The organism is Trichocoleus sp. FACHB-6 (assembly GCF_014695815.1).
Taxonomy (GTDB): domain Bacteria; phylum Cyanobacteriota; class Cyanobacteriia; order Cyanobacteriales; family FACHB-T130; genus Funiculus; species Funiculus sociatus.
In genome coordinates this window covers 16,531-29,409 of record NZ_JACJOY010000081.1, presented here as the reverse complement: position 1 = coordinate 29,409, position 12,879 = coordinate 16,531, and the positions used below count along the sequence as shown (strand labels likewise).

Below are 12,879 nucleotides of genomic sequence, written 5' to 3'. Positions count from 1 at the left end.
CGGTAAACTGAACATCTCACTTTTTAGCAAGAGCAATTAACGCCAAGCACGAACAAAGCAAGCCGTAGCTTAGCAGGATTTTAAGGTCGCTTATGCGGTCTTTGTTTGTATAGCGTCATGCTTTATTCTGAGCAGACTAAATTAGCTTTTTTTGTCACAATTAAGTAGATGGGTAATATAAACTACTCAGATGTGATCGCATCTACCATAATTGATATTTAGATACTGAGTGACACTGATGAGAGACCGGGTACTCTAGGTGCTACAGGAAAGAGGTAATTACCGATTACCGATTACCAATCCAAAATTGGCATAAGTCAATGACACCAACACTCCTAAACAACCGCTATCGAATCATTCAGACTCTAGGAAGTGGTGGATTTGGCGATACCTTTCTCGCAGAAGATACCCAAATGCCATCGCAACGCCGCTGCGTGATTAAGCAGCTGAAACCGATAACAAATAACCCTCAAATTTACCAACTGGTGCAACAGCGGTTTCAACGAGAAGCGGCAATTTTAGAAGAACTTGGGGAAGAAAACCCGCAAATTCCGCGTTTGTATGCCTATCTTGAATTAGTAACCACCAAGTTGTAGGTTGGGTTGAGGAACGAAACCCAACCTACGTAAGGTTTGGATTTTTAGCTTTAAGTGAACCGTATTGGGTTACGAGAGGGTTTATGCTTTTCTGGTTCAATCGACAAAAAAAGTTGGAGGAGTTTTTGCAGCGTTCTCCAATGAGCGACGAAGAATTTATGAATATGGTCAGATTGCCGGGGGATCTATTCAAGAAAGCAGCCAAATGCTATCGCTCAAAATTGGGAGAAATGTTTCGCGTTCCTCCTGAGAAGATATATCCAGATGATAGTTTTAGTGAGTTAGCTCGCCTTGGGACTTCAGACTGGGACATTCTTGAGATCGTTCTTTTCCTAGAACAAATATTAGAAGTTGAACTTGATGATACAAAAGTTCCTGAATGGAACTTGAAAACGACTGTAGGACAGTGGATAATAGACTTACTTGTAAGGGGAAGCTGAGACACCTGCCCCACTGAGAATTAAAAAATATCTTTTCGCTTCTGTAACCACCAAGTTATTATTAAGTAAACTAAAGCGTGCAGCAACAATATACCCCAATTTAAACCCAAATTATCCCACGTTGCAGCGTAAATTGGTGTCTTTTCAAACGGCATTGGAGCCAGCGTACCATTAGGTAAATAAATTGGGTCGGGAACCATAGCATTAATATTCACCAAAGAACCATAAGCGCCAACAGACCAGCGGCTTAACATTAGCCATGATAATTTACTGGCGATGCCTTCCATCTTAAATAAGACACCGGAAAATATAATTTGAGGTAATAAAAGTAGAGGTAACGCACTATTGGCTTGACTGCTATTTTTGACAATAGCTGAGACAAGTAAACCCAAACTCATGCTGGTGACAAGAGTAAGAAAAGTAGTAATTGCAAGTCCCAAAGCCCACGGAATTAGCTCAGGGGTGGGAGATTTAAAAACTATTAAAATTACCAGTGACATTAACAAACTTTGGAGTAAAGCAAGCCCCGAAAGTATTAATATTTTAGAACCGAGGTAGGGAATTAATCCTAAATTTACCAATCTTTCTCTTATGTAAATAGTCGCTTCTTTCACAATTTCTTGCAAGGAACTGGAAAGCCCAACCCAAATAGCGGCACAGGTAAAGACAAATAATACTCGCAATGCTAAAGGTGCGAGACTTGGGTCGGATTCACTACCTAAAACGAGGGGATTTTTACCTTGAATTGCCAAAGGAATCAAGGCAATACCGATGGGAGCAGTTAAAAGGGATAATCCTAGATAGATGCGATCGCGTCTGATCAGCTTGAAATAGCGATCGCTTAATATAGCCAGTTGCTTAAAAGGAGAAATATTAACTTTTTTCGGCGTTTCATCGTTTTGTTGTAATACCTGAGTTCCATCGCCGATATAATTGCCGATATAATTTTGATAATCAGGAGATTTGTGAAAGTTTGCAGAAATTTGCTTGACAATCGCCTCTGTTTCTACGTCTGTTTCCTTCTCCAACTGAGTGTAAATATCGGCAAAATCGCCAGTTGTAATCCCAAAAAATTTCAGCGCGTCATCAGGAGAACCAAAGTAACAAAGCCGTCCGCCGCGACCGAGAAAGATAATGCGATCGCATATTTTAATATTCGCCGTTGCATGAGTAACTAAAATAATCGTGCGTCCCTCCAAAGCCAATTTCCGCAACAGCTGCATCATCTTCTTATCCAAACCGGGGTCAAGTCCAGATGTCGGTTCATCCAAGAAAAACAATTTCGGATCAGCTAAAAGTTCCACCCCAATACTGACTCGCTTCCGCTGACCACCACTGAGGTTTTTTATTAGCGCATCCCGCCAATGAGACATTTCAATATCTTTAAGCGTTTTTTCTACCACCTGTTCCACATCCGTATCTGGCGGTAATCGCAACGATGCTGCATAAGAAAGCACTTCCGCCACCGTTAAATCCCGGTGCAAAATATCATCTTGAGGCACATACCCAATTTGGGTGCGATAAATATTAAAGTCCTTTTGCAAATTGTCCCCATTCAGATAAACCGCGCCGCTAGCCGTCTCCTCAATCCCCAATAGCGCCTTCAGCAACGTAGATTTCCCAGTTCCACTTCCCCCCACCAAAGCCACAAATTGTCGCGGTTCAATTGCCAGAGAAATGTCATCCAGCCGCCCTTTTATTACCAGATTCTCAGCATCAAGGCGAATTTTATCGCCTTGGTCGAGTATCATCAAATCATCACCGCGCAACACCAGGGTAAACGGCCCAATCCGAATCATGGCACCCGGTTGTAGCACTGCCGAACCTGTCACTTTTTGCCCATTTACAAACACACCATTTTGACTATGATCTTGCAAAATGTAGCGCCCCTGAGCATCAGCATCAATGGTGGCGTGGCGACGAGAAACTATTGGCGCATCCAATTGCAAAACGGCATTACCGGAGGGTTCGCGACCTAGTTCCACCGACTGATTTTTTAGGGAGATAGAATGCAGCAGGGGTTGCGTTGCTGTCTGAGAACTGGAAGGATTAAAATATCGCAACTGAATTAAGTTTTGGGGATTCTGTCCAATATGAATTTCAGTGGCGTTTTCCAGGCGATGTCCTTCAGTTGGCGTTATCCGCGTGTGATTGAAAAATAGCCCATTGGTACTGCGCTTGTAACCATCCCCGTCATGGATGCGGTAGTCATCCCCTTCCTTGCGTAACACAGCGTGACAACCAGAGATTACTCCCCAGTCATCAGGAAGCACCAAATCGGCTCGTTCTGGGTCGCGGCCCAAAAAATGTTGATTTTCTTTCAGTTCAAAGCGTTTGATCTGCCCTTTATTATTTAGAACTATGAAGGGATTTGTGCTGACAACGGTTGGCTTGCCGGGTTTGCGGATCATTTCAAGTAGTTGTTAGTTGTTATTCTTTACTTGTTAGGCTTAAGATATTTATCCATGATATCTGCATTTTCAAGCTGCCACCATAGTTGAAATGTCAGAGTGTTTTCGCTTATGAAAGTTGAAGAAGTATTATCCGCTAGAGACATTATTTACTCGGACACAGAGATTAAGAATGCTATTCCTGTCTTAGTCGAAACCAATGCGCCATTACAGACTCTGTTCGACAGCTGCGAAGAAGATAGTTAGATAAACTTATGGCGTTCCCCTAGATGAAAAATTGGATATTTCAAATCTTTATTCACCCCAATAAAATTTTTTTCATACTTTAGCCAAATCTTCTTTATATTAAAAATTGTGTAAAATCAAAAAATGCTAACGTTTTCTAATACTCGCACTGATCACTTATTAACGAGTTCAATCATATAATCAAATTCTAAAACAAGGTATAGCAATTTTTCTCCATTTATGAAACTCTCTTTCTTCTCTCTCTCTGCGCCTCCGCGGTTCATTAATATTCCTACAAATCGGATTGCCGTATGAGCAAGCCTCCAAAACCACGCAATGTTTTGGGAATTAATTTAATCAAAAATTGCTTCAAAATCCAAAATTGTAAAGGGTGTAGATAGTGCGTCCAAAACCGCCACCAGGATGGGATGAGATTGACGAAGAGATTGCCGAACTGGAGGCAGAACTTGACCATACTTATCGAGTAATTGAAAATTTACGGTTGCAGAATGTGCAACTAAAAAAACAAATTGATTACTTAAAAAAGCGCGAAAAGCAACAACAGGACAAGCTTAAAAGAAAGCGGGTTCCACCGCCAAGTTCGCCCACCCGAAAGCCTAAACCAAGACAAGCTTCAGGTAAAACTCCTAGGAGGCGCGTATCTAAACGCCGCGTTAAACTTTCTTGTCTGCAATTTATCCTACTAGCGATCGCAGTTGCTACAATCTTCACAACTCTAGGATTATTTGTCACTCGCCTAATAATTCAGCGTCCGACAAGGCCATCTGTCGAACCATCCCCAACTGTACCGCAAACACTGTATTTACCTCCTTCCCCACCGATATTTTCAGACTTACCTCAAGCAGCCTCACAACCAGTTCCCTCTCGTTTACCAGGACGAGAAAATTCCGAAGTTGTCTATAACCTCACGTCCCCACCGAACTTTCAGCAAAGCGCCCGATTGCAAGCAATTGTTGATGAAATTGTGAGGCTTGTTGCTGTTAGAAATTTTCCCAAAAAACCTTTATCTATCACTTTAATAGATGTAAAACGGCAAGAGATTGCTGGATATAGACAAAATCAATTGCGATATCCTGCCAGCGTAATTAAAATGTTTTGGATGACGGTTGTTTATGCTCAAATAGAAAACAGCATTTGGGAAAATGAGTCTGATTTTAATATATATATTTCTAAAATGATTCAGGATTCTGATAACCAGGCGGCTAGTTTCATTCTAGACAGTATAACCAACACCGAATCCGGTTCAAAACAATCAGAAGCAGAATTTCAAGCTTGGCTAAATAAACGCCAACAAGTTAACAGATTTTTTCAAGCAGCAGGCTATGAAAATATTAACATCAACCAAAAGACTTATCCCGTTTATTACCTAAAACTTCCAGAACCGAAAGGTATCGATTTGCAGATGCGAGGCAATCCGCAAAATCCTATCCGCAATCAAATAACAACAGACCACGCCGCCAGACTTATTTACGAAATTTGTGCGACTGGAGAGGCTGTTTCACGAGCAGCAAGCGAAAAAATGTGCGGATGGCTAATACGAGATTTGCGTTCGGAAGTTTGGAAAAAACAGTGGCAAGATCCTGGTGATTTTAACCCTATACGAGGTTTTTTTGGCGAGTCTTTAACTAAAGCTGATGTAAAGTTCGCTTCCAAAGCTGGCTGGACTTCCAATTCGCGGCAAGAGGTAGCTTTTGTGGCAACCAAAGATGGCGAAACAGCTTATGTTCTGGCTGTTTTTGGTAACGATGACGCTTATGCTAATGATGGGAAAATTTTTCCTAGAATTTCTCGTTTAGTTTTTAAACGAATGAGAGCTACTAATTAACCATAATGATTTAATCGCGATCGTGTCTTTGAAACTCATAGCACGACAGCCTGTCGCGATCGCATACCCACCGTCATAAAACTTTACTTTTCCATACCTACGATAAGTTCCTCGCCTCTGCGATTGTCTTCACATAGCTGTATGCTCATCTCATAGGTTCAAAAACCCTCCTCAGGAAAAATACTAGAACTTCATACAATCTTCACGCAATTATTTCTGTGTTAATACCTATAAAAACGGCTTTAGCTAAGGAAGCAAGTTTATTTTATCAGTATATTTACTTTGCTTGTATAAAAATAATTGCCTTTTTTTGATGAAGATTCCGTATAACTACTAGAAATTTATAGGTACGCTATGTAAGTATCTGATAAATAGACTTGTGTTTCTAAAAATTATGTACAACTCTCAAGAAGCCTCATCCCTAAGTAAGAGTTTTAACACAGAGAGTGAATTTATTTTCCCAAACCAGCTCAAAGTTAGCCGCCGAACCCGCCGCTTAGTATTTTCTGGGTTCCTGCTGTTGACGGTTGTAGGTTCTATTCTGGGAATATTGTTAGGAGCGGGGCTGAGTATAGGCATGGCTATACTCGCTTTTATTGTCTTGTGGGCAATATTGATTAGTGTTAGTTCAAGTTGATTGTAGGTTGGGCCCATGCGAGATAGGGAACCCACAATCATCTTTAGTATTTGTTGGGTTTTTACCTCAAACGCCACGCACCCCCGTGCAGGAGTGGCTCCCATTCTTTACAAATACGACTCTTATTCCGCATTCAAAAATTCTAAATACCCATTGCTGAGTTCCTTCACAGCTAATTCATAAAACTGCTTGCCGTGTTCGGGTGTCGCCAAAGCGGGATTAGAACCCATGCGCCCATCAGGATAACGCACTCGGAAGTCAGCAGCACCATAAATTTTGTATCCAGAACCAACTTCCGCTGCAAGAGGTGCTTGCTTAATCGCCTCTGGATAGACATATTGAGTTACAGCAACTTCACTAGGCGTAGCGTGAGAGCCTTCTTGGTCGCCGTATAATTCTTTTGCCAGTTTGTAGACCGATCCGCACATGAACCAGTTACCTACTTGACACTTTACTAAGTGGGCATTGGGAAGATTTAAGTCGGCTAAATGAGCATAAGTCTCAGCGAAAGCAGCCTTCAGCGTGGCAATATTGCCACCATGACCATTAATAAAGAAAAACTTGGTAAAACCAGCTTTAGCTAAACAAGTAATATATTCTTGAATCACCTGAATCATTGTGCTGGGGCGCAAGCTAATCGTACCGGGAAAAGCTGTGTGGTGCAAAGCCATACCAACATTGATGGTAGGGCCAACAATTGCGCTGATAGATTCTCCGACACCACGAGCGATCGCTTCGGCACAAATCGCATCCGTCCCAATCAACCCAGTAGGCCCGTGTTGCTCTGTCGAACCAATCGGTAAAATAATTCCGGTAGAGCTGACTAAATAAGCTTCTACTTCAGTCCAGGTACTTAAGTGCAGCAGCATATAGGGTAAGGAGTGCTTTCTCTCTCGTCAGGATCGCCAGATGCCGCAATTAACAGCGCATCGACTCTATCCTAGCTAGGTTGTGGGATTGTATACCAGAAGATGAATCCTTAGGGCAGCGATTTTATTGTATGAATGAGGATGGAAATATACTCTCTAGTTTCCCTATTATGCTTTCTCTAGACCTACCGAAGAGTGCTTCTAGTCCAGAACTAGGGCGAACCAGTAAAGTTCTGGTTGTTGAAGATGAGGATCTCATCCGAGAAATGTTAGTTTTGGCTCTAGAAGAAGAAGGCTACGAGGTAGTCACAGCCGCCGATGGACGCAACGCTTTAAACCTTCTTCAGAGTGAATACCCGGCTAGTATAGACTTCCCGTTTGATTTGGTCATTCTCGATTTAATGCTCCCGCAAGTCAATGGGCTGGATTTATGCCGTTTGTTGCGTTATCAAGGCAACCCAGTACCGATTCTGATTCTCAGTGCCAAAGCTAGCGAAACTGACCGCGTTTTAGGCTTAGAAGTAGGAGCCGATGACTACCTAACCAAGCCCTTCAGTATGCGCGAATTGGTGGCGCGGTGTCGTGCCTTGTTACGCCGCCAACGCCTGGGCAATTTGCCCCAAGCCCCAGTGCTGCAATTTAAGGATGTCACACTTTATCCTCAAGAGTGCCGCGTAGTTGTTCGGGGAGAGGAGGTTAACCTTTCGCCAAAGGAGTTTCGACTGCTGGACTTATTTATGAGTTATCCTCGTCGAGTTTGGTCGCGTGAGCATTTGATCGATCAGGTGTGGGGCCCCGATTTTGTTGGCGATAGTAAAACAGTTGATGTTCATATCCGCTGGTTGCGAGAAAAATTAGAACGCGACCCCAGCCAGCCAGAATACATCATTACAATACGCGGCTTTGGCTATCGCTTTGGCTGAAAAAGTGTTGAATTTTGAGTTTTGAGTTTTGAATAGAAAGTAAGCATTAGCTGATCGTAATTGTCCTAATTCAGAGATTTCTGTAATATCTGATACCTAACCGAAATGTATAAGGGAGGGTTAATCGGAAATTAAGCTTTACGATTAAGCTAATTGCTTTAATTCAAAATTCAAAACTCATAATTCAAAACTTTTTTATGACTCTTCTGGCATTTTTCCTGGGGCTGGCTTTAGGAATAGGGTATTGGCTCTGGCGGCAAAAGAAGCTCTACCGACAGTTGGAGCAAATTCTGCGGTTGCTGCCTTCAGGAGCAGAGGGGGTGTCCTTACCGCTACTGTCTCTACTGCGGCGAGGAATTTCCCTCTCTAACCAGCATTGTCTTGAGCTAGAAACCCAACTGAAAATCGATCAACAAATTCTGCAAGTTGCCCCTTTGGGATATCTTCAGGTTGATGAAGAAAACCAGCTGATTTGGTGTAACGAGCAAGCACGGCTGTTGTTACAGCTTCACCGGTGGGAACCAGGACAGGTGCGCTTGCTGCTGGAGTTGGTACGTTCCTATGAACTCGACCATCTGATTGAGCAAACTCGTCATCAGCAAAAACCTGGCGAGCAAGAGTGGGTTTTTCATCCAGATTGCGCGGATGCAGCGATCATAGCTGAAATGCGTAGTCTCACCTTACGAGCATCCAGTTGGCCTTTACCAAACGGGCAAGTGGGAGTATTTCTGGAAAATCGGCAACCTTTGGTAGAACTTTCCCAAGCACGCGATCGCTGGGTAAGCGATCTCGCCCACGAACTCAGAACCCCCCTCACCTCGATTCGTTTAGTAATCGAAACCTTACAGAAACGCTTGCAGCAAGACAAAGAGCGTCAGTGGGTTGACCGCCTCCTACCAGAAGTTAATCGGTTGATTAACCTAGTGCAAGATTGGCTAGAACTGAGTCAGCTAGAGCAAGACCCCAGCAAACATCTTTCTCTCAAATCAGTAGAACTGCATAACTTAATTTATTCTGCCTGGGAAACCCTAGAGCCATTAGCGCGACAAAAGCAACTGAGTTTGAAATATTTTGGCCCCGATACCCTTTACCTAAAAGCCGACTCTTCCCGCCTCACCCAAGTTTTTCTCAACTTACTCGACAACAGCATTAAATACAGCCCCAACGAAGGCACCATCCACATTGAAGTAACTCTCCTCCCTACAGAGGATGCCCCCAACTCAGTGCAAATTCATATAATTGACTTTGGCATAGGCTTCCCAGAATCCGATTTGCCTCATATTTTTGAGCGACTTTATCAAGGAGATCCCTCTAGGCGGCGACACCACGAGTTGTCTGGAACTTCGGAAGATTTGCCAGTGCGGGTAACGACTGGCAGCGGTTTAGGTTTAGCGATTGTGCGTCAAATCATCTTGGCTCATGGCGGTTTGGTCAAAGCCAGAAATCATCCAGAAACAGGCGGCGCATGGCTACACATAGAATTGCCTTCGTCTTAATCTCCGATTGCCATTCAAAGTTAGCCACTGTTTCCACTCCGCAAATTAGCCTTAAATACCTAGCACCGTCAAATCACCTTTGTATTAAATATACTTTTTGATGTTTGTACTTAAAATTTACATCTATCTTTAGATAGTATTTATTAAAGTCTACAGGCATACAGCCAAATTAAAAAATTTCAGCCATTGTAATGTAGAGATAACTGTCCTTTTTTCCTCACTAGCAGCTGTGGTAAATCTTTCCTCTAAACACGGCAATTCAGAACGTATCCAATTCGAGCGAAAAACCAGGAGCTTAGCAAGAGATGTTTTGCGGATGGGAGCCTTGGTAGAAAACTCCTTTCGTCTGGCGCACCAAGCCTTATTTTCTCGCAACCTGGAAGCTGCAAGGGAAATTCCCTTGCTAGATAAACAAATTGACCGCTTTTATCGCCAAATCGAATTAGACTGTTCTACTCTCATGACTCTGGAATCCCCAGTAGCACAGGATTTGCGCCAGCTAAGTGCTTATATGCAACTGGTGCGAGACTTGGAACGAATTGGTGATTATGCCAAAGACTTAGGAGAGATTGCCATTAAACTCTTTCCTTACCCGCCTCATTCTTGCCTGCCTGAGATTGAAGCTATGGCTCATCATGCCCAAGCCATGTTAGCGTCGAGTTTGGTGGCACTGGCAGATTTGGATGCCGCCGCTGGGAAAGCTATCAAGCAACAAGACGATGCCGTAGATACCGCCTACGAAACCGTTTATCAGACCTTAGCCTTTCAGCGGGATATCAAAGGGGTGATTGAGCCAATTCTGCTAATGGTATTGGTGATTCGTCACCTAGAACGGATGGCAGATCATGCTACCAATATTGGGCAACGAGTGGCATATATTGTTACTGGTACTCGCTCTTGAAGTTGTTTGTCTGAGGTGCCTTGGTTTGCAGCCGGACGCAGAGCTTCCTCTTCTTCATTCCCAGGCTGCGGACTGGGAATGAGAATGAGTAATGGCTTAACCTGAAGATTACCAAATGCTAACTTACTACTAAACTTGCCCATATAAGATGTGGTGTCCATGTTGAAGACGCATCCTAGTAGTCCTAAGATAGTTGCCGTAATCCACACATTCAGTTAATGAAGCTCAAGCGCAGAGATTTCTTGCTTTTCTTGGGAGGGAGTGTCGGTGTCGTCACCTTGGGGTCTCTCAAATCTTGCGGAAAAAATTCCCCGTTTTTAGCAGAATTTAACCAAGGAGTAAAGAAACTAGGTTTCAAACCAGTTAAGGGAACAATGCCCTTGGCAACTAATAACCTGGAATTAACCAAGCAAATCGCAGATTACACGACCTATGAAGTGGTAGATGACTTGGTGTTGCCGGAAGGCTTTACTTATGATGTTGTTGCTGCTTGGGGCGACAAAGTAGGGGATTCTCGCTTTGGCTATAATAACGACTATTTATCTTTCGTCGAGACGGGCAAAGATGAAGGGTATCTCACTGTCAATTTTGAGTACATTAGTGCGATTCCCTGGTTGGAAACTTATCAGCAGGTGATTGGTAAGCCTCTACCTTTGTCCCAGGTACAAGCGGCGCTTCAAAAAGCTGGGAAGGATGGAATTAATGCTTATGCTTTGCCAGATAATGACCCGACAAAAGCACAAATTAGAGAAATTGTCAAAGAAGCTCTGATAGACCAGGGAATGGGTGTAATTTCCATTCGCAAAGATGCTAACGGGAAATGGGTGCGGACAAATTCCCCATCTGACCGACGGATTAGTGGGATTTCTGGTTTAGAAGATGGTCGGTATTTGAAAGTCACCGGGCCTGCTGCGGCTGTGTTTCGCAAAAAGCAGGGGATGGGCTATGTAGATGGATTAGGCGATCGCATAATTGGCACCTTTGGCAACTGTGCTGGTGGAACAACGCCTTGGGGTACGGTGCTGAGTGGGGAAGAAAATTTTCAGGTGCAGGTGCCGGAACCAGTGTATGCCGATGGTACAGCTTTCGCGCCCAAAGAGCGCACCGTGACTATTGACGACGAGGAAGTGTCTGGTCAGGGTAATGTATTCGGATTAGCTGGGAACAAGTATGGCTGGATTGTGGAAGTAGATCCAGCAAATCCCAAAGATTACGGTACGAAACACACTTGGTTAGGACGCTATCGCCATGAAGCTGTGGGGGTGCGAGTTGAGACTCTTAAACCACTGGCATTTTATTCAGGATGCGATCGCCGTGGCGGACATATCTACAAATTCGTCAGCAAAGACGTTGTTAACAATCCCCAAGACAAAGCCAATTCCCAGCTACTAAAACAGGGAATGCTTTACGCCGCTAAATTTAACCCAGACGGTTCAGGGCGTTGGATTCCCCTTTCCCCAAACACCCCAATCGATCCAGATTTGCCTAGCAACGTCGCTGGGGAGATGATTCCCTTACCCGAAAGAAAAGGGGGAGACAAGGAAAAAAAAGCGTTGTCCTCCAAGTCTCCAGCCCCCAGCCCCTCTGGTGGCTACTTCAAAGCTGATAAAGATGAACTCAGCACCAGTTTCAAACAGCAGTTCAAGACGCTAAATGACCTCTACACTGGCAACCCAGAAGAGAAACAAGGGGCAATTCTAATTGATGCCCATTATGCCGCTAATGCTGTTGGGGCAACCTGTACCGCCCGCCCAGAAGACACAGAAATTGCGCCAGATGGTTCGCTTTACATCTCCTTTACCTCCGGTTCCCCCGGTGGCGACGGCGGGCCAGACAAGCGCATCTTCAAGGGGCCAAAGGGAGAAATACCTTATGAGTATGGCTGGATTATGCACCTAATTGAAGATGGCAATGAACCAGGGGCAGGAAGCTTCCGCTGGCAGATGTTAGCCACAGGAGGCGAACCTGCTCTTGGAGGAATGGGTTTTTCCAATCCAGACAACCTCTTGATTGCTCCAGATGGTAATGTTTGGATGGTTACAGATATGTCCACCTCCAAACACAATAAAGCCGTTACCAGTCGTGTTGATGTTGAGGGTAAGCCGCTTGAAGAGACTAGCTTACAGGGGATATTTGGCAACAACTCCATTTGGTTTATTCCCACTACTGGGGAGAATGCAGGTAAGGCGTACTTGTTCGGGATGGGGCCAATGGAGTGCGAAACAACTGGGCCATTTTTTACCCGCGACCAGCAGACATTGTTTCTCGCGGTGCAACACCCAGGCGAAGCCAATGGCATTCGCAAAAACCAGGCTACAGAAACTCGTCAATTTGCCATGAAAACTGTAGATGGTCAAGATTTTATCCAAAATCGGGCAGTGCCAATAGGCTCTAACTGGCCTGGGAAAAATGTAAATGATCCGCCCAAGCCTGCGGTGGTTGCCGTTCGTCGGTCGGATTCTCAACCGATTACCTCAGTATGAGCCGACTTAATAATTACTATGAGTATCCGTAAAATGGGGGATAGGGAGGAGG

Annotated in this window: 10 protein-coding genes and 1 pseudogene; 7 read left to right on the top strand and 4 right to left on the bottom strand. The window is 44.0% G+C overall.

Features of this window, described 5'->3' with window-relative positions:
- Window positions 1-320 precede the first annotated feature (320 nt).
- Together H6F66_RS15815 and H6F66_RS15810 are read left to right on the top strand one after the other, a co-directional pair.
- Window positions 321-569 (top strand): annotated as a pseudogene (locus H6F66_RS15815) (serine/threonine protein kinase); the annotation flags it as partial.
- A gap of 167 nt (window positions 570-736) precedes the next feature.
- A complete protein-coding gene (locus tag H6F66_RS15810) occupies window positions 737-1,036 on the top strand; it encodes a hypothetical protein (RefSeq protein WP_199295323.1) in 300 nt (99 codons plus the stop codon).
- Window positions 1,037-1,056: 20 nt separating this feature from the next.
- Here H6F66_RS15810 and H6F66_RS15805 read toward each other — a convergent pair whose 3' ends face one another.
- Window positions 1,057-3,447, bottom strand: a complete 2,391-nt coding sequence (locus H6F66_RS15805; protein WP_190422973.1) for an ATP-binding cassette domain-containing protein — start codon at window positions 3,445-3,447, stop codon at window positions 1,057-1,059.
- Between the two features lie 625 nt (window positions 3,448-4,072).
- Between H6F66_RS15805 and H6F66_RS29375 the strand changes: the two genes are divergently transcribed.
- Complete coding sequence (locus tag H6F66_RS29375; RefSeq protein WP_199295322.1) at window positions 4,073-5,518, top strand: serine hydrolase; 1,446 nt, start codon at window positions 4,073-4,075, stop codon at window positions 5,516-5,518.
- Window positions 5,519-5,923: 405 nt separating this feature from the next.
- On the opposite strand, the gene H6F66_RS15795 is transcribed toward H6F66_RS29375, so the two are convergent.
- Together H6F66_RS15795 and H6F66_RS15790 are read right to left on the bottom strand one after the other, a co-directional pair.
- Window positions 5,924-6,259, bottom strand: coding sequence for a hypothetical protein (locus H6F66_RS15795; protein ID WP_190422971.1), 336 nt, complete (start codon window positions 6,257-6,259; stop codon window positions 5,924-5,926).
- 18 nt (window positions 6,260-6,277) lie between these two features.
- Window positions 6,278-7,024: a creatininase family protein gene (locus tag H6F66_RS15790; protein ID WP_190422969.1), complete on the bottom strand. Its 747-nt coding sequence runs from the start codon at window positions 7,022-7,024 to the stop codon at window positions 6,278-6,280.
- Window positions 7,025-7,194: 170 nt separating this feature from the next.
- Between H6F66_RS15790 and H6F66_RS15785 the strand changes: the two genes are divergently transcribed.
- The 3 genes from H6F66_RS15785 to phoU all read left to right on the top strand — a co-directional run bounded on the left by H6F66_RS15785 (window position 7,195) and on the right by phoU (window position 10,344).
- Window positions 7,195-7,947 carry a response regulator transcription factor gene (locus H6F66_RS15785; protein WP_190422967.1) on the top strand — a complete coding sequence of 251 codons (753 nt, stop codon included), beginning with the start codon at window positions 7,195-7,197 and terminating at the stop codon, window positions 7,945-7,947.
- A 197-nt stretch (window positions 7,948-8,144) separates the two neighbouring features.
- Entirely contained in the window at window positions 8,145-9,443 is a 1,299-nt protein-coding gene (locus H6F66_RS15780) for a HAMP domain-containing sensor histidine kinase (RefSeq protein WP_190422965.1), read from the top strand.
- 316 nt (window positions 9,444-9,759) lie between these two features.
- Entirely contained in the window at window positions 9,760-10,344 is a 585-nt protein-coding gene (phoU, locus tag H6F66_RS15775; RefSeq protein WP_199295326.1) for a phosphate signaling complex protein PhoU, read from the top strand.
- Here the strand turns inward: phoU and H6F66_RS15770 are convergent.
- Complete coding sequence (locus tag H6F66_RS15770) at window positions 10,287-10,505, bottom strand: hypothetical protein (RefSeq protein WP_190422961.1); 219 nt, start codon at window positions 10,503-10,505, stop codon at window positions 10,287-10,289. The two genes, phoU and H6F66_RS15770, sit on opposite strands and share 58 nt — an antisense overlap.
- A gap of 57 nt (window positions 10,506-10,562) precedes the next feature.
- Here H6F66_RS15770 and H6F66_RS15765 point away from each other — a divergent pair, with 57 nt between their 5' ends.
- Entirely contained in the window at window positions 10,563-12,827 is a 2,265-nt protein-coding gene (locus tag H6F66_RS15765; RefSeq protein WP_190422959.1) for an alkaline phosphatase PhoX, read from the top strand.
- Window positions 12,828-12,879 lie beyond the last annotated feature (52 nt).